The organism is Nocardia brevicatena NBRC 12119 (genome assembly GCF_000308495.1).
Taxonomy (GTDB): Bacteria; Actinomycetota; Actinomycetes; order Mycobacteriales; family Mycobacteriaceae; genus Nocardia; species Nocardia brevicatena.
In genome coordinates this window covers 74,173-100,059 of the sequence record NZ_BAFU01000078.1, presented here as the reverse complement: position 1 = coordinate 100,059, position 25,887 = coordinate 74,173, and the positions used below count along the sequence as shown (strand labels likewise).

Annotated in this window: 25 protein-coding genes and 1 pseudogene; 15 read left to right on the top strand and 11 right to left on the bottom strand. The window is 66.5% G+C overall.

Going from position 1 to position 25,887, the window contains the following annotated elements; all coding sequences use genetic code 11:
* Positions 1–473 precede the first annotated feature (473 nt).
* On the bottom strand, positions 474–1,250 hold the full coding sequence (locus tag ON20_RS22695; protein WP_040838391.1) for an acyl-[acyl-carrier-protein] thioesterase: 777 nt from the start codon (positions 1,248–1,250) through the stop codon (positions 474–476).
* Positions 1,251–1,544: 294 nt separating this feature from the next.
* Here ON20_RS22695 and ON20_RS22690 point away from each other — a divergent pair, with 294 nt between their 5' ends.
* Positions 1,545–2,519: an NADPH:quinone oxidoreductase family protein gene (locus tag ON20_RS22690; RefSeq protein WP_040838389.1), complete on the top strand. Its 975-nt coding sequence runs from the start codon at positions 1,545–1,547 to the stop codon at positions 2,517–2,519.
* On the opposite strand, the gene ON20_RS36670 is transcribed toward ON20_RS22690, so the two are convergent.
* Positions 2,506–2,982: an integrase core domain-containing protein gene (locus ON20_RS36670; RefSeq protein ID WP_218002593.1), complete on the bottom strand. Its 477-nt coding sequence runs from the start codon at positions 2,980–2,982 to the stop codon at positions 2,506–2,508. The two genes, ON20_RS22690 and ON20_RS36670, sit on opposite strands and share 14 nt — an antisense overlap.
* A 638-nt stretch (positions 2,983–3,620) precedes the next feature.
* On the opposite strand from ON20_RS36670, the gene ON20_RS34730 reads away from it, so the two are divergent.
* Complete coding sequence (locus tag ON20_RS34730) at positions 3,621–3,812, top strand: hypothetical protein (protein ID WP_157228955.1); 192 nt, start codon at positions 3,621–3,623, stop codon at positions 3,810–3,812.
* A gap of 37 nt (positions 3,813–3,849) precedes the next feature.
* Here the strand turns inward: ON20_RS34730 and ON20_RS22680 are convergent, their stop codons facing one another.
* Positions 3,850–4,374 (bottom strand): Lrp/AsnC family transcriptional regulator, encoded by a 525-nt coding sequence (locus ON20_RS22680; protein ID WP_040838387.1) that lies wholly within the window; start codon positions 4,372–4,374, stop codon positions 3,850–3,852.
* A 126-nt stretch (positions 4,375–4,500) separates the two neighbouring features.
* Here ON20_RS22680 and hppD point away from each other — a divergent pair, with 126 nt between their 5' ends.
* Positions 4,501–5,700, top strand: coding sequence for a 4-hydroxyphenylpyruvate dioxygenase (gene hppD, locus ON20_RS22675; protein WP_040838385.1), 1,200 nt, complete (start codon positions 4,501–4,503; stop codon positions 5,698–5,700).
* 118 nt (positions 5,701–5,818) lie between these two features.
* Here the strand turns inward: hppD and ON20_RS22670 are convergent, their stop codons facing one another.
* Positions 5,819–6,049: a hypothetical protein gene (locus ON20_RS22670; RefSeq protein ID WP_040838383.1), complete on the bottom strand. Its 231-nt coding sequence runs from the start codon at positions 6,047–6,049 to the stop codon at positions 5,819–5,821.
* Between the two features lie 322 nt (positions 6,050–6,371).
* Here ON20_RS22670 and ON20_RS22665 point away from each other — a divergent pair, with 322 nt between their 5' ends.
* The 7 genes and pseudogenes from ON20_RS22665 (at position 6,372) to fusA (ON20_RS22635) (ending at position 14,596) form a co-directional block, all read left to right on the top strand.
* Positions 6,372–6,902: a DUF3558 domain-containing protein gene (locus tag ON20_RS22665; protein WP_051163125.1), complete on the top strand. Its 531-nt coding sequence runs from the start codon at positions 6,372–6,374 to the stop codon at positions 6,900–6,902.
* Positions 6,903–6,910: 8 nt separating this feature from the next.
* Complete coding sequence (locus ON20_RS22660; RefSeq protein ID WP_040838428.1) at positions 6,911–7,453, top strand: DUF3558 domain-containing protein; 543 nt, start codon at positions 6,911–6,913, stop codon at positions 7,451–7,453.
* 360 nt (positions 7,454–7,813) lie between these two features.
* Positions 7,814–8,188 (top strand): 30S ribosomal protein S12, encoded by a 375-nt coding sequence (gene rpsL / locus ON20_RS22655; RefSeq protein WP_030525247.1) that lies wholly within the window; start codon positions 7,814–7,816, stop codon positions 8,186–8,188.
* Position 8,189: 1 nt separating this feature from the next.
* Positions 8,190–8,660: a 30S ribosomal protein S7 gene (gene rpsG, locus ON20_RS22650; RefSeq protein ID WP_040722238.1), complete on the top strand. Its 471-nt coding sequence runs from the start codon at positions 8,190–8,192 to the stop codon at positions 8,658–8,660.
* Positions 8,661–8,877: 217 nt separating this feature from the next.
* On the top strand, positions 8,878–10,980 hold the full coding sequence (gene fusA / locus ON20_RS22645; RefSeq protein ID WP_040838377.1) for an elongation factor G: 2,103 nt from the start codon (positions 8,878–8,880) through the stop codon (positions 10,978–10,980).
* 84 nt (positions 10,981–11,064) lie between these two features.
* Positions 11,065–12,255, top strand: a complete 1,191-nt coding sequence (gene tuf / locus ON20_RS22640; RefSeq protein WP_040838375.1) for an elongation factor Tu — start codon at positions 11,065–11,067, stop codon at positions 12,253–12,255.
* A gap of 258 nt (positions 12,256–12,513) precedes the next feature.
* Positions 12,514–14,596 (top strand): annotated as a pseudogene (gene fusA / locus ON20_RS22635) (elongation factor G).
* Between the two features lie 70 nt (positions 14,597–14,666).
* On the opposite strand, the gene ON20_RS22630 reads toward fusA (ON20_RS22635), so the two are convergent.
* From ON20_RS22630 to ON20_RS22620, 3 genes are all read right to left on the bottom strand, one after another.
* Entirely contained in the window at positions 14,667–16,589 is a 1,923-nt protein-coding gene (locus ON20_RS22630; protein WP_157228953.1) for a hypothetical protein, read from the bottom strand.
* A gap of 132 nt (positions 16,590–16,721) precedes the next feature.
* A complete protein-coding gene (locus ON20_RS22625) occupies positions 16,722–17,336 on the bottom strand; it encodes a TetR/AcrR family transcriptional regulator (RefSeq protein ID WP_040838371.1) in 615 nt (204 codons plus the stop codon).
* Positions 17,336–17,692, bottom strand: coding sequence for an SPW repeat protein (locus tag ON20_RS22620; protein WP_040838369.1), 357 nt, complete (start codon positions 17,690–17,692; stop codon positions 17,336–17,338). The genes ON20_RS22625 and ON20_RS22620 overlap by 1 nt, the downstream gene beginning before the upstream one ends.
* A 237-nt stretch (positions 17,693–17,929) precedes the next feature.
* Here ON20_RS22620 and ON20_RS22615 point away from each other — a divergent pair, with 237 nt between their 5' ends.
* Together ON20_RS22615 and ON20_RS22610 are read left to right on the top strand one after the other, a co-directional pair.
* Positions 17,930–19,129 carry an NAD(P)/FAD-dependent oxidoreductase gene (locus ON20_RS22615; protein ID WP_040838426.1) on the top strand — a complete coding sequence of 400 codons (1,200 nt, stop codon included), beginning with the start codon at positions 17,930–17,932 and terminating at the stop codon, positions 19,127–19,129.
* Positions 19,130–19,138: 9 nt separating this feature from the next.
* The gene (locus tag ON20_RS22610; protein WP_040838367.1) at positions 19,139–19,933 is read left to right on the top strand and encodes a glutamate racemase; all 795 of its coding nucleotides are present in this window, start codon (positions 19,139–19,141) and stop codon (positions 19,931–19,933) included.
* On the opposite strand, the gene ON20_RS22605 is transcribed toward ON20_RS22610, so the two are convergent.
* From ON20_RS22605 to mftR2, 4 genes are all read right to left on the bottom strand, one after another.
* Positions 19,892–20,275, bottom strand: a complete 384-nt coding sequence (locus ON20_RS22605) for a type II toxin-antitoxin system VapC family toxin (RefSeq protein WP_157228952.1) — start codon at positions 20,273–20,275, stop codon at positions 19,892–19,894. The genes ON20_RS22610 and ON20_RS22605 overlap by 42 nt on opposite strands.
* On the bottom strand, positions 20,262–20,507 hold the full coding sequence (locus ON20_RS22600; protein WP_040838363.1) for a type II toxin-antitoxin system Phd/YefM family antitoxin: 246 nt from the start codon (positions 20,505–20,507) through the stop codon (positions 20,262–20,264). Before ON20_RS22600 ends, ON20_RS22605 begins: the two co-directional genes overlap by 14 nt.
* An 82-nt stretch (positions 20,508–20,589) precedes the next feature.
* Entirely contained in the window at positions 20,590–21,645 is a 1,056-nt protein-coding gene (locus ON20_RS22595) for a ferredoxin--NADP reductase (protein ID WP_040838424.1), read from the bottom strand.
* A 58-nt stretch (positions 21,646–21,703) separates the two neighbouring features.
* Positions 21,704–22,327: a mycofactocin system transcriptional regulator MftR2 gene (gene mftR2, locus ON20_RS22590; RefSeq protein ID WP_051163133.1), complete on the bottom strand. Its 624-nt coding sequence runs from the start codon at positions 22,325–22,327 to the stop codon at positions 21,704–21,706.
* Between the two features lie 264 nt (positions 22,328–22,591).
* Between mftR2 and mftA the strand changes: the two genes are divergently transcribed.
* The 3 genes from mftA (at position 22,592) to mftF (ending at position 25,885) form a co-directional block, all read left to right on the top strand.
* On the top strand, positions 22,592–22,738 hold the full coding sequence (mftA, locus tag ON20_RS34725) for a mycofactocin precursor MftA (protein ID WP_083865144.1): 147 nt from the start codon (positions 22,592–22,594) through the stop codon (positions 22,736–22,738).
* 13 nt (positions 22,739–22,751) lie between these two features.
* Positions 22,752–24,257: a mycofactocin radical SAM maturase gene (gene mftC, locus ON20_RS22585; RefSeq protein ID WP_083865143.1), complete on the top strand. Its 1,506-nt coding sequence runs from the start codon at positions 22,752–22,754 to the stop codon at positions 24,255–24,257.
* Between the two features lie 227 nt (positions 24,258–24,484).
* Positions 24,485–25,885 (top strand): mycofactocin biosynthesis glycosyltransferase MftF, encoded by a 1,401-nt coding sequence (gene mftF / locus ON20_RS22580; protein ID WP_040838362.1) that lies wholly within the window; start codon positions 24,485–24,487, stop codon positions 25,883–25,885.
* Positions 25,886–25,887: the final 2 nt, after the last annotated feature.

Genomic DNA, 25,887 nt, shown 5'->3' with positions numbered 1-25,887 from the left:
CGATGTCGCTTCGGGTGGTCGGGGCCGGGGCGGGCTGTGTTCGATCGGGGCGCCAGCGGTGGTGCTGTCGGGGTCTTCGTGGCCCTGGTTGTTCTCTTTCTCCGCGCCGCCGCCGAGTTCTCCGCGCCGCCGCCGAGGCGATGTCGCTTCGGGTGGTCCGGACCCGGGGCGGGCTGCGACCGTTGGGTGAGATGTCCGAGGGGGCGTGGGGCGGGGTCTATTGTCTGGGGCTTCCTCCTCTCGTGAGGCAGAGACCAGGGCTCCGCTCCGAGGGGTGCGGCCGGGGCGGGCCAGTGATCGCCGGGTGGTGGGTCCCGGGGAAGTAACGCTGACGCTACGGGATGGCAGCGTGGGTGAGCCGGTCATTCCTGCCCGCGCGATTCCTCCGGTGCGGATCGTTGTGGGCGGTTCGGGCCGGAATGGGGTGCCCGGCCGCCCAGGCGATGTGCCTCAGGAGGTGGGGGCGGGCCGGGTCAGTGGGGGAGGGGCATGATCCGGACAACGGTGGTCGTGGTTCCCTCGACGACGAACCAGAGCCGCAGAGTGGGCCGTCCCCCGGTGCGGTCGCCGGGTTCGTACCGGCTGCGGACGCTGATGTGTTGGCGGGCCAGCACCGGCGCCACGTACTCGACAACGGCGCGGTAGGGGCTGCTCACCAGCTTGGGATAGTCCACCAGGAACTGTTCCACGGCCTGCCAGTAGCTGACATTGTTGACGTGGTTGTACTGGTCGATATCGGTGGCACGTAGCGGGAACGGCAGATCGGTATCCGATTCCGGCGGGGTGGTGTCGACGAGCCAGGGCCGCCAGCGCAGCCGCTGCTCCTGTGTGGTTCGCGCCAGATACGCCAGCCCCTCGTCGCTGATCCGCGCCGGCATATTGTTCGACTCGTTGATATTGATCCAGAAGCCCTCGGTCTCGACCAGGCCGCCGCTTTCGCTGGTGATCTGGACCCGCATATTGGCCCACCGGGTGGACATGGCCGAGCACCAGCGCAGCAGATGGACCCGATCCGGCCACAGCACGGGGCGGATCACATCGATGACGGTGCGGCGGATGATCCACGCGGGGTCGGTGCGTTGCAGCATCGTCTGCTGCAGTTCTTCCCACGCGATGTCCTGCAGATAGCGGGCGATACTGTCGAGCCGCACCCGGTTGTACGGATCCACGTCGCCGGCCCGGACGGGCCACGTCGAAGCGAAGCCCCTGCCCTCCTGGGGAAGCGGGGCGAGTGGCTGATCGAGTGACACTTGTGCTCCTCGCGCTGCACGGTGTCCGCGGTACTTCTGCGGTGCTCTTGTGAGACGACTTTACGGGGCGTGCGTCACATTCTTGCGCCGAGCCGTCCGATCGGCAGGCCCGGGCGCGGTGCCGATCGGTGGTCGGTTGTCCGCCGATGGACCCTTTGTCCCGTCATATCGGAGCTTGCTCGGCCCGGTGAACCCGGGTATCTGGACAGCGGCTGTCGCGAGACGGTTAGGTGGATCCGGAAGGCCGTTCGGCGCGACGGGTCGCGTCGACGGCACGGACAGAAAGGTCGGCAAATGCGCGCAGCTCAGGTCAGCAGGCTCGATGGACCGGAAGCGATCGAGATCGTCGATATCCCGGAACCGCAGGTCTTCCCGGGCGGAGTGGTCATCGACGTGCACGCGGCCGGTGTGGCCTTTCCGGATGTGCTGATGACGCGCGGGCTGTACCAGATGAAACCCGAGATGCCCTATATCGTCGGCGGCGAGGTCGCGGGCGTGGTCCGCGAGGCTCCCGAGGGCGCGCATGTGAAGCCGGGCGACCGGGTGCTCGCGCTGACCCTGCTCGGCAATGCCATGGCCGAGGTGACGGTGACCCCCGCGGAGATGGTGTTCCGACTACCGGACAACATCTCGATGGAGGCCGGTGCGGGGATTCTGTTCAACGACCTCACCGTGCACTTCTGTCTCCGCACCCGCGGCCGGCTGACCGAGGGTGAGACCGTGCTGGTGCACGGCGCCGCGGGCGGTATCGGCACCTCGACACTGCGGATGGCCGCGGCCCTCGGTGCGGGCCGGGTGATCGCCGTGGTCAGCACGGAGGAAAAGGCGGAGACCGCGCGGGCGAACGGGGCCACCGATGTGGTGCTCACCGACGGATGGTTGGCCAGGGTCAAGGAGCTGACCGGCAACCGGGGCGTGGATATCGTGCTCGACCCGGTGGGCGGGGACCGGTTCACCGACAGCATCCGATCGCTGGCACCCGCGGGCCGGCTGCTGGTGGTGGGGTTCACCGGCGGCGAGATCCCCACCGTCAAGGTGAATCGGCTGCTGCTCAACAATGTCGAGGTGGTCGGCGCGGGGTGGGGCGCCTGGATGATGTCGCATCCGGGGTACCTGGCCGAACAGTGGGCCGAGGTGGAACCGCTGCTGGCCGCCGGCAGAATCGCGCCGCCGCAGCCGGTGCTGTTCCCGCTGGACAAGGCCGCCGACGCGGTGGCGTCGCTGGAGAATCGCACTGCCACGGGAAAGGTCGTCGTCACGTTGCGCTGAGCGCGCGGCCGACGGGCGAGGCGCCGTGGAACTGTCGAATCGGGTGCCCAACCGCGCCCTGCCGGCCCGCCAACTGCCGTTGCGGCGCTCCACTCTCTCGGCGCACGAGGTTTGCGCCCGCCCGGTGGGTCTGCGTCCCAGAAGGTGGTGCCGCCTCGTCGTGCTGTGGAGCCGGATCGCCGATTTCGATCCGGCGACCGTGCCCACGACACTGCGGGAGCGCACGGTCGTGCGCATGACCCTCCTCGACGGGGGTCAACTTCCCGAGCCGGCGCTGTCGGCGTCTGCGGTGGTAGCGGGCTTCGATCCAGTGCACGGTCGCGAGCCGGAACTGCTCGCGGATGCCCCAGAAGTGCTGGTTGAGGACGTTCTTCTGCAGCAGGCCGAAGAACGATTCCATCGCCGCGTTGTCCGCGCACGCACCGACCTGGCCCATCGGTCCGCGCAACCCGAATCGGCGCAACGCACGGCGATAGCGCCGGGATCGAAACTGCGGTCCCCTCTCCGAGTGGGCGATCATCCCGGTGGGCGTCCTGCGCCGGTTCGCGGGCGTCGGTGAGCGCGTCGACGGCCAAGCGCGCTTTCATTCGGTCGCCGATCGAGTATCCCCACGGGTCCGGTCCGAGAACACATCCTCGACCGCACAGGGATAGAGCTTGCCCTTGCTGGTGTGGTGCTCAGTGCTGTCCCTGAGCCACAACCGGTTCGGGGTGTCGGCGGTGAACTCGCGGTGTACGAGACCGTCGTGCACCGCGGGACCGGGCCGGCGGTGCTTCTTCCGACCCCTGCGGTGGTGCGCGACCGAGAACCTGCCCTCCTGCGAGCAGATCCGCCGCACGCGACGCTCCGATACCGCCCAGCCGTCGATGAGTTCATCAGCGCTCGGCCGGTTCCCTGACAGCGGCGCTCATCCCAGACGTCGCGCACTGCGTTGATCAAGTGCGTCTCGTCCCGGTCGCGGTCGCCGACAAACTTACGCAACCACTTGTGATACTTCTGCTTCGAGAAGCCGAGCACCCCGCACACCACCGCGGTCGACACCCTCACGTGGGTGCCGGCCGCTGCCGATTCACGGACGAGAGGGAACACTATTTCGAGCCGGTGGACCCGACTGTCGAGTTCGCCTGCGACAGATACGCCGCCGCCCGGCTGCGGATATCGCCTCTGTGTCCGTGGACGGCGGCCGAGCGGGCCGAGGTGGAGGCCGAGGCCTACGCGCCGCTGGGCTTCCCGGAACCCGAACTGCGGACCGCGGTGGAGATTCTCGACATCGGCGCCGATACCACGCCCTGAGTTCGGTGTCCGCGCCATGCGGCGTGCGGGCCGTCCCTCAGGGCTCGCGGACGTCCCGATAGGCCGGAGCCTTGGTGGTTCCGGTGGCGACCCGGGTGCGCAGCAAAGGTAGGGCACGGCGGGGAACCACCGTGGAGAGCACGATGACACTGTGCGACCGGACCACCGAACTGGTCCGGTCGATACTGAGCAGCACGCCCTGCAGCCCCGCATGGGAATCCGCGCCGATCCGGCACAGCACATCGCCCATACCGGTCGTCGCGTACGCCTCCAAGACCCCGGGGATCGTCTCCAGTTCGACCGCCAGCATATCCAGCGCCCCCTGGGCTATCTCCAGGGTGACGAAGGCCTGCACATCGAAACCCGCGGCGGTGATATCGATCTGCGGATCGTAGGAGGCGATGATGCCGGCCTCCTCCATCCGGTTGATCCGGGATTGCACAGTTGCCCGTGCCACGCGGGTGCGTCGGGACAGCTCGAGCACACCTGCCTTCTGGTATTCGTGCATGGCGGTGAGGATGGCGAGATCGAGCTCGTCCAGTTTCGCCGGCGTACGGGACATGGCTGCCCTCCGTTCTGCTATTCAAATTGTCCAGCATTTCGGGGCAACTACTAGGCCGAATCACCAGAGTGTCCACTGTTGGACCATGGTGTTGCCTACTCGTTCGGGTGGGGATTTCCTGGTTTCATGACCATCGCGCCCACTCCGGAGGACCGGCGGGCATCCCCCGCCGAAGAAGAATTGCGCGGGCTCGTCGGCCTGGTTGATCATGACATCGATACCGACCCCTTCCCGGTGATCGGTTGGGATGCCCTGGTGTGGGTGGTCGGCAATGCCACTCAGACCGCACATTTCCTGGAATCGGCGTTCGGGATGCGGCTGGTGGCGTATTCCGGCCCGGAGACCGGCAACCGGGACCACAAGGCATTCGTGCTGTGCAGTGGTGGGGTACGGTTCGTGGTGCGGGGCGCCGTCGATCCGGACAGTCCGCTGATCGCGCACCACCGCCGGCACGGCGACGGTGTCGTCGATATCGCGCTCGAAGTTCCCGATGTGGACCGCTGTGTGCGCTGGGCCCGCGACCACGGCGCCACCGTGCTGGTCGAACCGCATGACGAGAGCGACGAATTCGGTACCGTCCGCAGCGCCGCCCTGGCGACCTACGGGGAAACCCGCCACACTCTCGTGGACCGTTCCGGCTACACCGGTCCGTATCTGCCCGGCTATGTGGCGCGCACGTCGACGTACCGGCCCCGACCCGACGCCCCCGCCCGCCTGTTCCGGGCGATCGATCACGTGGTGGGCAATGTCGAACTGGGGCGGATGGACGAATGGGTCGGGTTCTACCGCCGTGTCATGGGTTTCACCAATATGGCCGAATTCGTCGGCGACGATATCGCCACCGAATACTCGGCTTTGATGAGTAAGGTGGTCGCCAATGGCAATCACCGCGTGAAATTCCCGCTCAATGAACCGGCCATCGGTCCGAAACGCTCCCAGATCGACGAATATCTGGAGTTCTACCGCGGCCCCGGTGTCCAGCATATAGCCCTGGCCACCTCCGATATCCTGGGCTGTGTCGATGCCCTGCGCCGAGAAGGCGTGGAATTCCTTTCCACTCCCGACACCTATTACCGCGACCCCGAATTGCGCGCCCGAATCGGCGAGGTCCGGGTTCCCATCGAGGAATTGCGGCGCCACGGCATTCTGGTCGACCGCGATGAAGACGGCTATCTCCTGCAGATTTTCTGCAAACCCCTGACCGATCGTCCCACGGTGTTCTTCGAACTGATCGAACGCCACGGTTCCCTGGGCTTCGGCAAGGGTAACTTCAAGGCGCTCTTCCAGGCGTTGGAACGGGACCAGGACGCCCGGGGAAACCTGTGACCGGGTGCCCGTGAACTCGGTGCGACGCGGAATCCTCCCGGACGGCCGGTTGCCTTCGGGAAGACTCCGCAGCACCTAGGGGTTCGGGAAATCGGGTCCTGAGGTGCGGTGCCGCGCGTTACGGGGTTCCGGAACCGCGGCGCAATTGCCACTGGTCCGTACCCTCCACCGGGTTGCACCAGTACTGACCGTGCCAGGGACCGAACAGATTCTCCCCCACCTGCATGCAGGCCCGGTGGCTCGGATAGTGGCCGATAATGGCATTCGTCGCCGTCGCGGTACCCGAAGCCGCGGTGAGGGCGATACCGATGATCGCGGTAACCAAGGCTGTTTTCATAGCACTTTTCATCTGGGCTCCATGCGTTTGTATAAACAAGCCGATAGGGCGTGTATTCGGTGCATGATGCCGAGTTCCTTACGCCGGCCGGTCCGATCCGGTCGGCCTCTTATGGATGACCTCGGTCATGACGAAGAAAGCGAACCCCCTCCCGATAAGCTGTTGAGACCCGCCCCGCTCTCCCAAAGATATTGTAGGAGAAACACTTTGAGATAAGGCTCAGTGTAGGGAGGCGCCGCTCCGGAAGCAAGGGTCGGCGCGGTCGGGTCGGCGCGGATGGGTCGTCATCGTCTCGGACCGCCGGAGCGGTTGGTGCGTCGGTAGAGTCGTGGGCATGCGGATGGCGCGAGTGATCATCGGCGGGCTGGCCTTGGCGTTGCTGGTGTCGGCCTGCGGGGCGGAGGGTGATTCGGATGATTCGGCCGGGTCACTACGACCTCCGCCGAAGGTCGTCCCGCTGGGACCGTTCGCGGGTGAGTGCGGCCACGTCACCGATGAGGAGGTGAGCACGATCGCGGGGCTGGGGCCGGCGGTTCAGGTCTTCAAGAACGCCGTGGGATGCAACTGGCAGGCGGGAGGGATCGGTTCGTCCAGTATCACATTCGCCTGGTACCGCGGCAGTCCCATCGATCGTGAGTTGGCCTGGGTCACCGCGCAGGGCCGTAATCCGCAGCGGATCACGGTCGTGGGCCATCCCGGTTTCCAGGATTCCACGGCGGACGGCGGCATCTGTGACCTCGCGGTCCAACTCGACGACGACTTTTTCGAATGGTCCAGCGATGTGGGCTTCTTCGGGAGCAGGAACGCCGATCCGTGTGAGAAGAACCGCAAGCTCGCCGAGCTGACCATCCAGCGATTGAAATGAGGACCGGTATGAGGGCACGTGGCGCTGCGGGGGTGGTTGCGCTCGTGGTGCTGGTGGGAGGTGCCGGGGTGGCATGTGGCGACACCGTCCCCGGATCCGCGAACCCGGTCGGAGGCAGCACCCAGGTCAACATGAATTTCGACAAACTGCTGCGCGAATGCCACGTGGTGACCGAGGAGCAGATCGCGGACGCGGTCGGCGGGGGTAGCCCGAGACCTTCGTTCAACGGCGCCGTCTGCATGTGGGATCTGGAGAGCGCGCCGGGCGGTATCGGTATGGCCACGCTCAACTGGTACGAGAACGGCAACCTGCGCAATGAGCGGTCGACCAACGATAGACTCGGCTACACCACCACGAACACCTCGGTGCAGGGCACTCTGGCGTTGGAGATCCGGCGGCCGAACGATCCCGATTCGTGTGGGGTGAGCGCACGCGCCGCGGATTCCGGTGTGGTCGGCTGGTGGGTCAACTATCGGCCGGGCAGTTCCCATCCGGATCCGTGCGCAGCGGCCAAGAAACTGGTAGAACTCACCGTGAACCTGGCGCGGTGATCGCTGGGTTTCGGCGGGTGCAGGGTCGTTGTCGACCCCCCTTTGACCCCTCTTCCTACGCCCGAGTACAGTGGATCGCTGTGCCCGGAAGCAGCGGGCCGGTTCGAGCGCAGTACCGTAGGCCAGCGAGAGCGGCCGACAGATTCGGCGTGCCCGGAAAGTGGGAATCGAACTGCGTGCGACACGCCCGACCTCGGGACGCGAGAAACGTGGTTGGACGTGCGGGTTAAAGCTCGATGAACAGGCGGCGCGAACGTCGGGCCCGGAGAGAGCTCGCGACCAACAAGGGTGCGTGGGCGCCGCAACTGAATACAGACAGACCTACACCACACCGCAATAACCAATAAGGAAAGCCGGTCTATGCCAACCATCAACCAGCTGGTCCGCAAGGGTCGCCGCGACAAGGTCGCGAAGACGAAGACCGCGGCGCTCAAGGGGAGCCCGCAGCGTCGTGGCGTGTGCACCCGCGTGTACACCACGACCCCGAAGAAGCCGAACTCCGCGCTGCGCAAGGTCGCACGTGTGAAGCTGACCAGCGCGGTCGAGGTCACGGCCTACATCCCGGGCGAGGGTCACAACCTGCAGGAGCACTCCATGGTGCTCGTCCGCGGCGGTCGTGTGAAGGACCTCCCCGGTGTTCGTTACAAGATCATCCGTGGATCCCTCGACACCCAGGGTGTGAAGAACCGCAAGCAGGCCCGCAGCCGTTACGGCGCCAAGAAGGAGAAGAGCTGATATGCCGCGCAAGGGCCCCGCACCCAAGCGTCCGTTGATCAACGACCCGGTCTACGGGTCGCCGCTGGTCACCCAGCTGGTCAACAAGATCCTGCTCGACGGCAAGAAGTCCACCGCCGAGCGCATCGTCTACGGCGCGCTGGAGCAGGCACGTGAGAAGACCGGCACCGACCCGGTCGTCACCCTCAAGCGGGCACTGGACAATGTCAAGCCCTCGCTCGAGGTCAAGCCGCGCCGTGTCGGTGGTGCCACCTACCAGGTTCCGGTCGAGGTTCGCCCGGGGCGCGCCAATACCCTGGCCCTGCGCTGGCTGGTGAACTTCTCCCGGCAGCGTCGGGAGAAGACCATGGTCGAACGCCTGGCCAACGAGCTGCTCGACGCCAGCAACGGCCTGGGTGCGTCGGTGAAGCGCCGCGAGGACACCCACAAGATGGCCGAGTCCAACCGGGCCTTCGCGCACTACCGCTGGTGACGTCTACCCGGCCCAGGCTGTGGGGTCGGGAGGCAGACGGCATAGTCGGTCGGACCCGGTGACGGCGACCGGTCGTCACCGGGCAGGCTTTCGAACACGCCGTATCGCACCCAGCGTCGGAAGTGGCACCAAGGTTTCGCTTCCGGCCTTGATATGAAGACGGCCGCACCGGGTCGTCGCCGAGAATCCCAACTAGCTACGAGCGGGGAAGATTTCCGTGGCACAGGACGTGCTCACCGACCTGAACAAGGTCCGCAACATCGGCATCATGGCCCACATTGATGCGGGCAAGACGACGACAACCGAACGCATCCTCTACTACACCGGCGTCAATTACAAGATCGGTGAGACCCACGAGGGCGCGTCGACCACCGACTGGATGGAACAGGAGCAGGAGCGCGGCATCACCATCACCTCCGCCGCGGTGACCTGCTTCTGGAACCAGAACCAGATCAACATCATCGACACGCCGGGTCACGTCGACTTCACCGTCGAGGTGGAGCGTTCGCTGCGCGTGCTCGACGGCGCGGTGGCCGTGTTCGACGGTAAGGAAGGCGTCGAACCGCAGTCCGAGCAGGTGTGGCGACAGGCCGACAAGTACGACGTGCCCCGGATCTGCTTCGTCAACAAGATGGACAAGCTCGGTGCGGACTTCTATTTCACCGTGCAGACCATCAAGGACCGTCTCGGGGCCAAGCCGCTGGTCATCCAGTTGCCGATCGGCGCGGAGGACACCTTCGAGGGCATCGTCGACCTGGTCGAGATGAACGCCAAGGTGTGGACCGGCGAGACCAAGCTCGGTGAGAAGTACGAGGTCCAGGAGATCCCGGCCGAGCTGGCGGAGAAGGCCGAACAGTACCGGCAGGAACTGCTGGAGACGGTCGCCGAGTCCGACGAGGCGCTGCTGGACAAGTTCTTCGGCGGCGAGGAGCTCACGGTCGAAGAGATCAAGGGCGCCATCCGCAAGATGACGGTCAACTCCGAGCTCTACCCCGTCCTGTGCGGGTCGGCGTTCAAGAACAAGGGTGTGCAGCCCATGCTCGACGCCGTGGTCGACTACCTGCCCTCGCCGCTGGACGTCGAGTCGGTGCAGGGCACCGTCCCCGGCAAGGAGGACGAGGTACTCAGCCGCAAGCCGAGCGCCGACGAGCCGTTCGCCGCGCTGGCGTTCAAGATCGCGGTGCACCCGTTCTTCGGCAAGCTGACCTATGTCCGGGTCTACTCCGGCAAGGTCGACTCCGGTGCGCAGGTCATCAACGCGACCAAGGGCAAGAAGGAGCGGCTGGGCAAGCTGTTCCAGATGCACGCCAACAAGGAGAACCCGGTTCCGTCGGTGACCGCCGGCCACATCTACGCGGTGATCGGTCTCAAGGACACCACCACCGGTGACACCCTGTGCGATCCGAACAACCAGATCGTGCTGGAGTCCATGACCTTCCCCGACCCGGTCATCGAGGTCTCCATCGAGCCCAAGACCAAGTCCGACCAGGAGAAGCTGGGGACCGCGATCCAGAAGCTCGCCGAAGAGGACCCCACCTTCTCGGTGAAGTTGGACTCCGAGACCGGCCAGACTGTCATCGGCGGTATGGGCGAGCTGCACCTGGACATCCTGGTCGACCGGATGAAACGCGAGTTCAAGGTCGAGGCGAATGTGGGCAAGCCACAGGTGGCCTACCGGGAGACCATCACCAAGACGGTGGAGAAGCTCGAGTACACCCACAAGAAGCAGACGGGTGGTTCGGGCCAGTTCGCGAAGGTCATCATCGCCCTGGAGCCGTTCGTCGGCGAGGACGGGGCGCACTACGAGTTCGAGAACAAGGTCACCGGTGGCCGCGTGCCCAAGGAATACATCCCTTCGGTGGACGCCGGTGCCCAAGACGCCATGCAGTACGGTGTGCTGGCCGGCTACCCGCTGGTCAACCTGAAGGTGACCCTGCTCGACGGTGCGTACCACGACGTCGACTCCTCCGAGATGGCGTTCAAGATCGCCGGCGCGCAGGCGCTGAAGGAAGCGGCCCGCAAGGCCGGTCCGGTGATTCTCGAGCCGATGATGGCGGTCGAGGTCACCACGCCCGAGGATTACATGGGCGATGTGATCGGCGACCTGAACTCCCGCCGTGGTCAGATCCAGGCCATGGAGGAACGCAGTGGTGCCCGTGTCGTCAAGGCGCTGGTTCCGCTCTCGGAGATGTTCGGCTACATCGGCGACCTGCGGTCGAAGACCCAGGGCCGGGCGAACTACTCCATGGTGTTCGATTCGTACGCGGAGGTTCCGGCCAACGTGTCGAAGGAGATCATCGCCAAGGCGACCGGGGAGTGATTCCCGGATCGTCAGTACGACCCCCTGTAAATAATCCGCACTGCTGCAACTAGCAAGCACCAACAAGTCCAGGAGGACACCACAGTGGCGAAGGCGAAGTTCGAGCGGACGAAGCCGCACGTCAACATCGGCACCATCGGTCACGTCGACCACGGCAAGACCACGCTGACCGCAGCGATCACCAAGGTGCTGGCGGACAAGTACCCGGATCTGAACGAAAGCTTTGCCTTCGATCAGATCGACAAGGCGCCGGAGGAGAAGGCTCGTGGTATCACGATCAACATCTCCCACGTCGAGTACCAGACCGAGAAGCGCCACTACGCGCACGTCGACGCCCCCGGTCACGCCGACTACATCAAGAACATGATCACCGGTGCGGCCCAGATGGACGGTGCCATCCTCGTGGTCGCCGCCACCGACGGCCCGATGCCGCAGACCCGTGAGCACGTGCTGCTCGCCCGTCAGGTCGGCGTGCCCTACATCCTGGTCGCGCTGAACAAGGCGGATATGGTCGACGACGAGGAGATCCTCGAGCTCGTCGAGATGGAGGTCCGCGAACTGCTGGCCTCGCAGGAGTTCGACGAGGACGCCCCGGTCGTGCGCGTGTCCGGTCTGAAGGCGCTCGAGGGCGACCCGAAGTGGACCGAGTCGGTGCTCGAGCTGATGAACGCGGTCGACGAGTCCATCCCGGACCCGGTGCGTGAGACCGACAAGCCGTTCCTGATGCCGATCGAGGACGTGTTCACCATCACCGGCCGTGGCACGGTGGTCACCGGTCGTGTGGAGCGCGGCGTGATCAACCTCAACGAGGAAGTCGAGATCGTCGGCATCCGTCCGGATAAGACCAAGACCACCATCACCGGTATCGAGATGTTCCGCAAGATGCTGGATTCGGCTCAGGCCGGTGACAACGCCGGTCTGCTGATCCGCGGTATCAAGCGTGAGGATGTCGAGCGCGGCCAGGTCGTCATCAAGCCGGGCACCACCACCCCGCACACCGAGTTCGAGGGTCAGGCCTACATCCTGTCGAAGGACGAGGGTGGCCGCCACACCCCGTTCTTCAACAACTACCGTCCGCAGTTCTACTTCCGTACCACTGACGTGACGGGTGTTGTGACCCTGCCCGAGGGCACCGAAATGGTTATGCCCGGCGACAACACGGAGATGTCGGTGAAGCTGATCCAGCCGGTCGCCATGGACGAGGGTCTGCGCTTCGCGATCCGCGAGGGTGGCCGCACCGTCGGCGCCGGTCGCGTCACGAAGATCATCAAGTAAGACCCGGTCTTACGAGAAAGGGCCGCTTCCTTCGGGGAGCGGCCCTTTGCCGTGTCGGGGGAAATCCCGTTGTCGGTGTGTGCGGTGGGCGGTATACAGGTGGGCATGGTTTCGGGAGGTCCGCAGCTGCGGTAGTCGACGGGCGCCATCCGGTGTGCTGTCGGCATACCGCGTGACGCTCGCGCCGTCGCGGAACGCATCAGTTCGGCGAGTGTCGTCCTGTACGACGAAACGATTGATGCGAGGGGAGTTCCCGCGATGACGCGAGGACGAGACGAGCGGGCCCGGTTGCGCAATATCGGCATCATGGCGCATATCGATGCCGGTAAGACGACCACCACCGAGCGTGTCCTGTTCTATTCCGGTGTCACCCACAAACTCGGTGAGGTGCGCGACGGCACATCGGCGATGGACCGGATGGCGCAGGAACGCGAACGCGGTATCACCATCACCGCCGCCGCGACGACCTGTTTCTGGAACGAGCACCGGATCACCATCATCGACACTCCGGGTCATGTCGACTTCACCGTCGAAGTGGAGCGATGCCTGCGAGTGCTCGACGGCGCCGTGGTGGTTTTCGATGCCAAAGAAGGCGTGGAACCCCCAGTCGGAGCAGGTATGGCGGCAGGCGGATCGCTATGGTGTGCCGCGGATCTGCTTTGTGAACAAGATGGACAAACGCGGTGCGGATTTCGGCGCCACCGTAGCGTCCATCACTGCTCGGCTCGGGGTGAAACCACTGGTCATCCAGTTGCCGATCGGTGCGGAGGACACCTTCGAGGGCATTGTCGACCTGGTCGAGATGACCGCGAAGGTGTGGGAGGATGCCGATGATTTCGGGATGCGGTACCGCACGGTGGCCATTCCGGACGGGTCGGCCGAACTGGCGCGACGGTATCGGAGCGAGTTGATGGAGGCGGTCGCCGAGTCGGACGAGGGGCTGCTGGAGAAATTCTCGAGCGGTGTGGAATTCACCGTCGAGGAGATCAAGGGCGCGATCCGCCGGATGACGGTCGCCTCCGAGGTCTACCCGGTGCTGTGCGGTTCGGCGCTGGGGAACAAGGGCGTGCAACCGCTGCTCGACGCCGTGGTGGATTATCTGCCGTCGCCGTCGGACAGTGGCGGGGTGGCCGGGCACCTGCCGGGTACGGACATCGTGGTGTACCGCGACGCCGATACCGACGGTCCCTTCGCGGCCTTGGCGTTCAAGGTCGCCGCACATCCGTTCTTCGGCCGGCTCGTCTATCTGCGGGTGTACTCCGGACAGGTGGCGGCCGGGGCGACCGTCCTGAATTCGACCACCGGACGAAAGGAGCGACTGGGCAAACTGTTCCGGATGCACGCCGACACCGAATACCCGGTCGAACGGGTCCGAGCGGGCGATATCTGTGCGGTGATCGGGCTGAAGGACACCACCACCGGTAACACCCTGTGCGATCCGCGGCAGCCGATCGCGTTGGAGTCGATGACGTTTCCCGAACCGGTGATCACGGTATCGGTGGAACCGGCCACCGGCAGCGACCGGGAGCGGTTGAGTGCGGCAATTCAGGTTCTCGCCGAGGAGGACCCGACCGTTTCGGTGCGGTTGGACCCGGAAACCGGGCAGACCGTGCTCGGCGGTATGGGAGAACTGCATCTGGATGTGCTGGCGAATCGGCTTCGCGGAGAGTTCGGGGTCGCGGCCGCGATCGGGAAACCGCGGGTGACATATCGGGAGACCATCACCGAGACGTATCGGTTGGAATACACGCACCGCAAACAGACGGGCGGTTCCGGGCAGTACGCCAAGGTGGTGCTCGGGGTGGAGCCGATGGTCGCCGACGACGGCGCGGTCTACGAGTTCGAGAGCCGGGTGGTCGGTGGGCGGGTGCCGAAGGAGTATGTGCCGGCGGTCGACGCCGGTGCACAGGACGCCGTGGCAGGAGGCGTGCTGGGCGGGTACCCGATGGTGAATGTGCGGGTCGTGCTGTTCGACGGCGCCGCACACACCAAGGACCCGTCCGAACTCGCTTTCCGTACCGCGGCAGCCGACGCGGTACGGAAAGCACTGGCGCAGGCCGGTCCGGTACTGCTGGAGCCGATCATGCGGATCGAGGCCACCACACCCGAGGAGTACCTGGGTGAGGTGATGGGTGATCTGAACTCTCGCCGCGGACGGATTCAGGCCACGGCGCTCCGGGGTGCCGCCAGGGTGGTCACCGCCCTGGTTCCGCTGGAGGAGATGTTCGGCTATATCGGTGACCTGCGGTCGAAAACCAAGGGCCGGGCGAGCTACACCATGGTGTTCGACTCCTACGCGCAGGTTCCGCCTACGGCGGCGGCACGGATCCTGGCTCGGTAACCGGTCGAGCGCCTGGGCGCGGGCCGCCCGAGCGCGGCCGGCGAACCGACATCCGGCGCGTTGTCCGGATTCAGTCGGATTCGCCGGCCGCGTGCAGGAGGGACTGGGCGAATTTCACCATCCGGTCGGTCCCGCCGTACCACGCGGAGACCACCGCCAGGGAGGCGTCGCGGGCCTGCCGGGCGGTGTGGATGAACTCTTCGATCGACGCGTCGCCCGCTTCGGCGCGGGTGGCGACGTCGTGGAGTTCATCGCCGGCCAGCAGCAACTGCATGATCAGGTGGATATTGATCTCGGAGTTGTTGTCGGCGCTGCGCCGCCGGGAACGGCGGGAGGCGGTATCGGCCGGTGCCGGTGCCGCGGCCCGGCTATCGGGGGCTCCGGCGGGAGGTTCTGTCGGCGCGGCGGGCGCGAGTGCGGCATGGAACTCGGTGAGTGCGCGCGGGCGGAACTCGGAGGAGCCGTTGCGTCTGCGTTCGCTTCGCGTGGCCGCCGGCGGCGCCTCGAACACCGGAGGAGCGGTGTTATGGGCTTCGTCCCGAATGGGGCCGTACAGTTCTTCGGAACTCTCCGGTCGGTCGGTGGTGTGCGGGGCCGGCTCGCCGGCCTCATCCGATGGCGGGGACGGTGGAGCGGTGTTTTCGTCCGAGATCGTCGAGAACCAGCCGGAGTGATCGGATGGCTGGGTAGCCGTGGAGGCGGCGATATCCGCGTCGGGTGCGGGGAGCCGCGGCACGGCCGACCGGCTCGGTGCGGGGGCGGATGTCGTCGACGGTATGCCCGGCACCCGGCCGTTCGACGAGTGCGCCGGATGTGCTTCCGGTTCGGGTGTCTGCCGTGACAGGGACGCCGCCGCGGATGTCTCCCTCGAGGCCGCCGAGGACAGTCGCTCGGCCAACGCCAACTGTTCCGCCAAAAGGGATGCCAGGGCCTCGGCCGACCGGGGCTCCCGCGAAGGGGTCTCCTGTATCGCGGGCGTATCCGGCGCCGGAGTCCGCGGTCCCGGAGCCTCGGGCGCGGAGGTGGCCGGCGCGGCCGTTTCCGGGAAGCGGTCGTCCCGTGACGCGGCGGTCCCGGCGGAGGACGCCGATGTGGATGTCGTGGGCCGGCCCGCCATTGTCGGTTGTGCTGCCGGCCGGCTCGACGCTCGGGTTGCCGAGGACCGTGTCGGAAGAGCGGGCAGGGAACCCGTTTTGGGCAGGACCGCCGTGATGGGTTGTGAATCGTCGTCCTGCGTGGCCGGTGCGGCATATGCGCTCGGTGAGGCCGGTAGGGCAGGTGGTCCGGGAGGAGTCGGCTGAACGGGTACCGACGAGTGGCTGTCCGGCCGCTGCGGTGGGGCGGTGAACTTGGAGCTGTTCGGGGCGTTCACCACCATCGTGGCCGCGCTGTCGGAAGTGGCGGGGGAGGGGACGGACCCGCCTGTGGCGGAGAGGTCGGTGAAGCCGACGGTGTTCGGGGAACTCGGCCCGTCGAAGATGCCCGTGGTGTAGGACTCGTTGCCGGACGGGGACGTGCCGCCCGCGTCGCCACCGCTGTCGGTGAACCCCTCGGGGCTTATCAGGCCGTTGAACGAACCCGATGTGTACGAGCCGTTCTGGACGTTGAACGAACCCGACGGATAGGTCCCGTTCCCGGTGTTCGACGAGCCGGCAGGGTTGCTCCCGTTCGGGGTGTGCGGGGTGCCGGAGGAATAGGTCCCGTTCTGGCCGCTGAATGTGCCCGACGGGTAGCTGCCGAATGTGCCGGAGGAATAGGACCCGTTGGTCTGCTGCGGCGGTCCGGGTGGTGGTGTGGTGAATGTGGGAGCCGGGGTCCACGCGTAGTTGTTGTCCGAGATGAACTCGGGCCGACCCGTGGAGCCGTTCGCGGGGGTGACACCGGTCATCCCCGTGCTCGACCATCCCCCCGACTCGGAGTTCTGCTGGTTGCGCCGGTATTCCTCCTGGCGGGCGCGTAGTTCGTCTCCGAGGCTGGCGTATTCGGCATCCATGCCGCCCATTGTTACCTGCCGACACAGGTTTTGTGATCCCCCGATATGCCCGTTGCCGGCGGCTATGCGTTCCGAGTGACGAGAATTACATTCTGTCCGGTTTTGTTGCCGGGGGCTCGTCCCCGGACCGTGTCACCCGAGTTGGGCCATCCCGGCCGTGATGACCTGCGCCACGCGCAGCGGTTCCGGACCCCCGGCCGGTGTTCTGTCGCCCGGAGCGGCCGGCCAGTCGGCGAGGGAGAACATGGCCGACACCCATGCCGCGGCGCAGGCGCGCAGCGTGCCGGGCCGCACCGGCGCCGGGGCACTGGCCTGCAGTACCCGCGCCGTCAGATCGAGCAACTGGTCTCGTACGCCGCGCAGTCGCCGGCCGACCTCGGGGTGGGTGCGGGCCTCCTGCCACATGATCGTCCGCAGCACCGGCCCGTGTCGGTCGTCCCGGTTCAGGGCGGCATCCAGGTTGAGCAGACTTGTCGTCGGATCGCCGGGCGCGACGAGCGGGCCGATATCGACGACCGGCCGATCCGGTACCCGTTCGGATACCAGTGCCGACAGAATCGCCTCCTTGGTGGGGAAGTAGTAGAAGATCAGTCCTTTCGGAACTCCGGCCGCCGCGGCGACGGCGGCGGTGCTGGTGGCATCGAATCCTTGTTGGGCGAACAGTCGCTCGGCCGCGTCCAGGATGAGCAGACGGGCGTCGCCGTCGGTTTTCGCATTGCGGCGCCGCCCGGACCGCCGCGATGTCATCAGTGGTGCGGTACGGTGCGGTGCCCCCGCCCGGCGATAGCGGGCAGTGCCGCCGCGGCGACCAGTACGGTCACGATCCCGACGATCCACGAGGTCCATGACGCACCGGTGTACCCGGTGTAGTCCATGACCCATGGGGCCAGGAACAGCAGTACGCCGAACAGGCCCATGGCGTAGTCGGCGATGGACAACTCCGGCCGAGACATCTGGGCCAGGCCGGTGAGCGCGATCAGCACGCCGAGCACGACCATCGTCCATGCGGCTCGGTTGCTGGTGGCCAGCCACAGCGGCGACAGGGCGACGAAGATGCCGAGCACCATTGCCAATAAATCCTGGGCGCGGCTTTCGGTGAACATTTCGGTGGCCCTCCTCTACTGGAACAGAACCCGAAATAGGGCTCCGACCTTGGTATAGACCTGTTTGACCGCGCGGTCGACAGCGCCAGGGACACGATTGCGCGGCGATCCGAATATCAATGAAGCATGATGTGGGTCACGAAGATTGCGGATCGGTGCAGGTTAGGGTGGGCTACATTCTGCGATTCGCAACATATGGCCGGCACCGTCGAGCCGGTTGCCGGAAGGGAGTTCGGTATGACCGCACCGATCGTGATCGTCGGCGCCGGCCTGGCCGGGCTGCGCACCGCCGAGGAGCTGCGCCGGGCCGGATACGAGGGCGAGTTGGTGCTGCTCGGTGCCGAAGCGCGACCGCCGTACGATCGTCCGCCGCTGTCCAAACAGTTCGTGCGCGGGGAAACCGACGATACGGCGCTGCGTCCGAGTGAGTTCTTCACCGAACAGCGGATCGATCTGCGGATGAACACCCGGGCCGTCGGCGTGGACCTCTCCGCCCGGCGGGTGCGGTTGGCCGACGGCGGCGATCTGGCCTACGACCGGCTGATCATCGCGACCGGCCTGGTGCCGCGGCGGCTGCCCGGCACCGAGGACATTCCCGGCGTACACGTCCTGCGCAGTCACGACGACGCCGCCGCACTGCGCGACGAGCTGAAGACGGCGAGCCGGGCGCTGGTGATCGGTGCCGGTTTCATCGGCTGTGAGCTGGCCGCGAGCTTCCGCGCCGCGGATGTGCCGGTGGTGCTGGTGGAACCGCAGCCGACGCCGCTGGCGGCGGTATTGGGTGAACAGGTGGGGGAGCTGGTGGCCCGGATGCACCGCGCCGAGGGGGTCGACCTGCGCTGCGGTATGGGGGTGCGCGAGCTGCTGACCGAGGACAGTGGTCGGGTGGCCGGTGCGGCACTCACCGACGGGAGCGAGGTGCGGGCCGATCTGGTGGTGGTCGGTGTGGGCTCGCGGCCGGTGACCGACTGGCTGGAGGACTCTGATATCGAACTGGCCCCGCCCTCGCTCGGTGGCGGTATCCGCACCGATGAGGCCGGCCGCACCAATGTGGACGGTGTCTGGGCGGTCGGCGATGTCGCCGCCTGGCGGTATCCCTCCGGGGAGTGCCGCCGGGTCGAACACTGGACCAATGCGGGCGAGCAGGCGAAGCTGCTGTCCTGCGCGCTGCTGGGTGTCGAACCGCCGGGTGCGGCGCAGGTGCGGTACTTCTGGAGCGACCAGTACAACATCAAAATTCAGTCGCTCGGCGCCCCCCGCGCCGATGACGATGTGCGGATCGTCTCCGATGACGGCCGCAAGTTCCTCGCCTACTACATCCGCGACGGTCGATTGGCCGCGGTGGTCGGCGCGGGGATGGCCGGCCAGGTGATGAAGATGCGCGCGAAGGTGGCCGCGGGCGCCCCGGTGGCGGAGCTGCTCGGCGCGGGCCAATAACCTGATTCCGTGATCGTTGCGCTCATCGATTCGGGTTTCGGCCTGCTGCCCACCGCGGCGTGGCTGCGCAAGCTGCGGCCCCATGTGGATCTGCTGCTGCAACTGGACCCCGATGGGGCTCCCTGGGGACCCAAGCCCGGAGAATGGGTCATCGACCGCGTCGTCGGTACCGCACGAGCGGCCGTGGAACTCGGCGCCGACGTCATTGTGATCCCCTGCAACACGGCGAGCGTCACCGCGCTCGAGCACACCCGCGCCTCGATCGGACCGGATATCCCGGTGGTGGGCACGGTCCCCGCCATCAAGCCCGCCGCGGCGGTGTGCCGGTCGGTGGCCGTCTGGGCGACGGCGGCGACGACGGCGAGTCCGTACCAGGCGGATCTCATCGCGAAGTTCGGTGGGGACGCGACGGTGACCGGGGTGGCCTGTCACGGCCTGGCCGAGGCTGTCGACCGGGGCGATATGGTCGCGGTACGCGAGTCCATCGCCGCCGCGGCCGCGCGCACTCCCGACGATGTCGAAGGCGTGGTTCTGGGCTGCACCCACTATCCGTTGGTGGTGGACCATATCGTCGCCGCGCTGCCGGACGGTGTGCGACTGTTCGACAGCGCCCAAGCGGTGGCCGCGCAGACCATCCGCCGGATGGACGCACTCGGTCGTCCGAGTACGGGCAATGGGACCGTGCGGGTGTACAACAGTGGCCGTCCCGGCGAACTCCCGGCCGGTGCGGCGGCTTACGAGCCGGGGCGTGTCCTCGGTGCCCTATTGCGTCGAGTCGGTGATGAAATCTCGTCGCAGCCCTAGCAGTACGGTATCCGCGGTCAGCAGCAGCGATCGCTCGCAGAATGCCTGTGAGGTGATCAACCGATCGAATGGGTCGTGGCGTACCAGTTCGGGGAATTCACGCAGGCCCTCCGCGTGTTGTCCGGTTACATCGAGGATTCCCAGGCCCTGATCGCCCAACACCTCGGTGAGATTCGTCGGCACCGTCAGTCTGCCCAGCATGGATTTGAGGGTCAGCTCCCAGATCGTTGCCGACGAGACGTACACCTCCGTCGCGGATGTGATCGTCTTGCGTGCTGCCGCACCCAGCCGAGGATTGTCGTCCAGCAGCCACAATGTGGTCTGGCTGTCAAGCAGGAGCATCCGCGTCATCCCCGTGGAACATTCGCTGAATGTCCGGGTCGATCTCGAATGCACTGTCGTCGTATCGCAATTGCCCCTTCAGTCCGCCGATGGTCACCGGCGCTGCCCGATGAGGCACCAGGTCGGCTATCGGCACCCCCGCCTTCGAGATCACGATGCGTTCCCCCTTCGAGACACGTTCGAGCAACCTGGACAGATGTGTTTTGGCCTCGTGTATGTTCACCGCCGTCATCTCATCACGGTACTAGATCTAGCTAAGTCTAGTCCAGTTATGTGGCGGTGGCCGAAGGTCCATTCCCAGTGGGAAGCCGTGCTCAGAACTGGATACGCAAATGGTCCGTGACGGGGTGTGCCTGGCAGCCGAGGATGTACCCGTTCTCGATGTCCTCCGGGTCCAGGATTTCGGCGTTGTCCATCTCCACCTCGCCTTCCAGGACGGTGCAGGCGCAGGACCCGCATTCGCCTTCCTGGCAGGAGTAGGGGACATCGAGTCCCTTGTCGAGCATGATGTCGACCAGGGTCTGCTTGCGCGGCCAGCGCAGTTCGTGGATTTCGCCGTCGAGTTCCACCTCGACCGTGGCGGCGTCGGCGGCTTCCTCCTCGGAGACCTCGACCGGGGTCTGGTCGGCGAACGGATCGCCGGCGAGGGAGTTGAAGGTCTCCGCGTGGGTGCGGTCGCGCGGCACCCCGAGCCCGCCGAGAGCCTCGTGCACGCTGTCCATGAAGGCCCGGGGCCCGCACATGAAGGCCCGGTACTCGGTGTAGGGGCGGGACAGGCCGATCAGCGCCGAGACGGTGGGCAGGCCCTGGAGGGTTTCCAGCCAGTGGACGACGGTGAGCCGGTCGGGGTGCTTCTGGGTGAGTTCGTGCAGTTCCGTCGCGAAGATCACCGAGTCCTGGTCGCGGTTGGCGTAGACGAGCACGATTCGGCCGCTGCCGCGGGCCAGCGCGGACTTCAGGATGGACATCACCGGGGTGATTCCGCTGCCGGCGGCGAAGAGCAGCAGGTCCTCGTCGAGGTTCTTCGGGGTGAACACGCCCGACGGCGGCAGCACCTCGACCTCTTGGCCGGGGCGGGCGTTGTCGCACAGCCAGTTGGAGCCATAGCCGCCCGCGGTCCGCTTCACCGTGACCTTGGGCTTGTCGTCGGTGTAAGGCGAACTGGCCAGTGAGTAGCAGCGGGCCACCGATCCGGTCAGTTCACTGGGGATGCGCAGGGTGAGGAACTGGCCCGGTTTGTACTCGAAGCGTTCCCGTAGGTCGCCGGGCACGTCGAAGACGAGCGAGCAGGCGTCGGCGGTTTCGGTGATGACCGCGGCGATTCGCAGCACCACCGAACGCGAGCCATGGGGAACTTCGACGGTGGTCATCTCGTCCTCTCGTACCGGCGCGGTGGTTACCGCCACAAAACTAGAACGTGTTTCAGTTTCATCGTACGTCGGCCCGGGGCTGCTGGACAAGGCGGCTTTCCAGCCCGGCGATCAGCACCTCCATCCCGAAGTCGTAGGAGTACCGGCCGCGCAGGTCGGGCAGATGCTGCATGGCCCGCTGCACGCTGTCGGGTATCACCACATCGGGCGGGGTGCCGAGGTCCCGCGGGTTCACCCGGCGTCGACCGAAGAGATAGGTGTGGATGGTCGCGTAGGCGGACAGGACATCGCGCTCTCCGAACCCGGCCTCGTACAGGATCTCCATGATCGAGGCGATGAGGTCGAGCTGCTTGCCCAGCATCTGCTCGATCAGCACATCGCCGAGGCCTGGATGTTTGCGCAACCGCTCGTCGATCTGGTCGACCAGCTCCCGCAGCCGCTGCTGCCAGGGTCCGGCCTCCGGCGGCGGTTTGCGCACGCCGGCCAGCGCCGCCGAGGCGACCAGGTCCAGCAGCTCTCGCTTGTCCGCGACATAGTAGTAGGGCGCCATCGGGGAAACGCCGAGTTCTCGGGACAGCCGGCGCATGGATAGCTTCTCCACGCCGTCCGCGCGCACGACCCGTAGTGCCGCTTCGACGATCTCGGTTTCCGACAGTGTATTGCCGCCCCCGTTCGTCTGCATACGCACGACTCCCATGTCACCTCTGCGCGCCGAGCGGTATTGCCCGTTACGTCCCGTTCAGCTGCCCGTTATTCAGCTGCTTGCCATCGGAATTCTAGAGCCAAAGCGAATCGGAACCGGGCGCGGCCATCACACGAAAACTGTTCCATTTTGTCAGCCCATGACGTTATGGTGTGACGGCGGTCGCAGTCGGCGGTCGCAGTCGGCATCGCCGCCGGCCCCGGCCGTGGCGGCGATGGTGTCGTACAACCTGTGGAGGTACCCATGGCGGACAACCGCTCCTTCGGACATGCCGATACCGATCACCGCGGCCCGGTCGGGACTGTCGAGGCGCGGTCGGAGGACGCGCCGGTTATCGAGGAGACCCTGATCGAAGAGGTGTCCATCGACGGCATGTGCGGCGTCTACTGACCGGCGGCCCGAGATGCTCGACCTGGAGACCCGCTGGCGGCTACATCCGAGGGTGGCGTTGCGGCCAGAGCCGTTCGGTGCGCTGCTGTACCACTTCGGCAACCGGAAACTGTCGTTCCTGAAGAATCCGCGGATCGTCGAGATCGTGCGGTCACTGCCCGGTCACGACTCGGCCCGCTCGGCCCTGCGAGCGGCGGGTGTCCGGGACGAGAACGCCGAACCCTATGTGAAGGCACTGACCCAACTCGTCGATTCGGACATGCTCACCGTCGCGCCGCCGACCGCCGAGTTGGTGCCGGCGGCGCCACTGGCGAACATGGCTCCGGCCGACCCGGCGGTACGGCTGGTGGACCGGTTCGAATCCGGGCTGGCGGCCCCGATCTGCCTCACCTGGGAACTCACCTACGCGTGCAATCTGTCCTGTGTGCACTGCCTGTCCTCGTCGGGGCGGCGGGACCCGCGGGAGCTGAGCACCGAACAGTGCAAGGCGCTGATCGACGAGTTCCAGCGCATGCAGGTGTTCTACGTCAATATCGGCGGCGGCGAGCCGACGGTGCGCTCGGACTTCTGGGAGCTCGTCGACTACGCGACGGCGCACCAGGTGGGGGTGAAGTTCTCCACCAACGGTGTGCGGATCACCCCGGAGGCCGCGCGGCGGCTGGCCGCCAGTGACTATGTGGACGTCCAGGTCTCGCTGGACGGCGCCGACGCCGAGGTGAACGACGCCGTGCGCGGGCCCGGTTCCTACGATATGGCGATTCGGGCCCTGGAGAACCTGGCCGCCGCCGGATTCGCGGACGCGAAGCTGTCGGTGGTCGCGACCAGGCACAATATCGGCCAGCTCGATCGGTTCCGGGAGATCGCCGACCGATACGGCGCCACCCTGCGGCTGACCCGGCTGCGTCCGTCCGGCCGTGGTGCCGACGTCTGGGACGATCTGCATCCACTGCCGGAGCAGCAGCGCGAGCTCTACGACTGGCTGCTGCGCAACGGAGAGGGTGTGCTCACCGGGGACTCGTTCTTCCATCTGTCCGCCTACGGACAGGCGCTGCCCGGCCTCAATATGTGCGGTGCGGGCCGCGTGGTGTGCCTGGTGGATCCGGTGGGCGATGTGTACGCCTGCCCATTCGCCATCCATGAGCGGTTCCATGCCGGGAATGTGGTCTCCGACGGCGGTTTCGCCGCGGTATGGCGGGAGTCGGAGCTGTTCGCCGAGCTGCGGGAGCCCAGTGGGGGCGGGGCCTGTTCCTCGTGTGCCCACTATGACTCCTGCCGGGGCGGTTGTATGGCGGCGAAGTTCTTCACCGGGCTGCCCGCCGACGGTCCGGACCCGGAGTGCGTCCAGGGCTATGGTGCCGCGGCGCTGGCCGATACCGGTCGGGTTGTTCCCCGTCCGGCCGTCGACCACTCGCGCACATCGGCGCCCCGCCGGTCCCGCTCGGCGGGACCGGTGCCGCTGACGTTGCTGCCGCCCACGCGGCGGCCGAAGCGGGCCTGTGACGAAAGCCCGTTGGTATGAGGCTATTGCGGCTCATGGGGCATATGTGGTGAATGCAACCGGAGTGACGACACGGCAGCCGAGTGATTGCTGTGCCGTTGCTCCGGGCCGCGATTCGTCATGGTGCCGACGAATCGTGACGCAGATCATGGCCTACTCGGCTACGGTTTCGCGTAGTTCTTCCGTACCCCGATACTTTTTCCACCGTGCTGATGTCAGCGGTCGAATCTGCAGTTAACATGCCAGGAATGCGCCATGATCGCCTGCCCGATGGATTCGGGGTGCGGATCGACCCGCGGGTACGCGCATACTCGGGGGGACGCATCCTGATCGGTGGTTCGCCTGCCCGGTTGCTGCGGCTCGCTCCGGAGGCCGCGGAAATGATCGGGGACGGATATCTCGAGGTGGACGGCCCACAGTCGGCCGTGGTGGCCCGCCGGCTGCTGGATTCCGGCGTGGCCAACCCCCGGCCCCGGCTGCTGCCCTCGCCGCAGGACGTCACGGTCATCGTGCCGCTGCACAACAACCAGGGCGGGCTGCTGCGCCTGCTGGGCGCCCTGCGCGGCCATACGGTGATCGTCGTGGACGACGGTTCGAACGAACCGGTGCGCCTTCCCGACGAGCAGAGGCTCCGCTGCCACGTCACCGTCCTGCGGCACGAGCGGCAACGCGGCCCGGCCGCGGCCCGCAACACCGGTTTACGGGCCGCGACAACCCAGTTCGTGGCCTTCCTCGATTCGGACGTGGTGCCGCGCAGCAGTTGGCTGGAGGTCATGCTCGGCCATTTCAGCGATCCGGAGGTGGCGCTGGTGGCACCGCGCATCGTCGCGCTCGACCCGGAGTCCAATACCCTGGCCCGCTACGAGCACACCCGCTCGTCGCTGGATCTGGGACGGCGTGAATCGGCGGTGCAGTCGCGCGGGGTGGTGTCGTATGTGCCCAGCGCGGCCCTGCTGGTGCGGCGTGACGTGCTGTTGGCCGAAGGCGGTTTCGACGAGACCATGCAGGTGGCCGAGGATGTCGACCTGTGCTGGCGGCTGGAGCGCGCGGGGTGGCGGCTGCGCTACGAACCGGCCGCGCAGGTGGCCCACGACCATCGGGTGTCGTTCCGCGACTGGTTTCGACGCAAGGTGTTCTACGGAACCGGTGCCGCTCCGCTGAGCGAACGGCACGCCGGGAAGGTGACACCCCTGTCGGTGCCGATCTGGACCGTCCTGGCGACGGTCTTCTTCGCCACCCGCACCCGGTGGGGTTTCGCCTGCGGGGCGACCACCCTGCTGGCCGCGCTGCGTCGGATGCGTCCGCTGTTCACGGGGGTGGACAATCCCACCCGGATCGCCGCGATCTATCTGGCCCGCGGATACTGCGCCGGCGTATGGCGGCTGGCGTCGGCCATGTGCCGCCACTACTGGCCGGTGACCCTGGTGGCCATGCTGCTCTCCCGGCGTATCCGCGGTATAGCGCTGACCATGGCATTGGCCGACGGTCTGGCCGACTGGTACACCCATCGCGATTCCGGTGGACTGGACCCGCTGCGCTACCTGGTCTTCCGCCGGCTCGACGATATCGGCTACGGGGCCGGTCTGTGGCTGGGCGCGGTCCGGGCGCGCAGTCCGGAGGCGCTGCGACCCACCCTGCCGCCGCGCTGAGC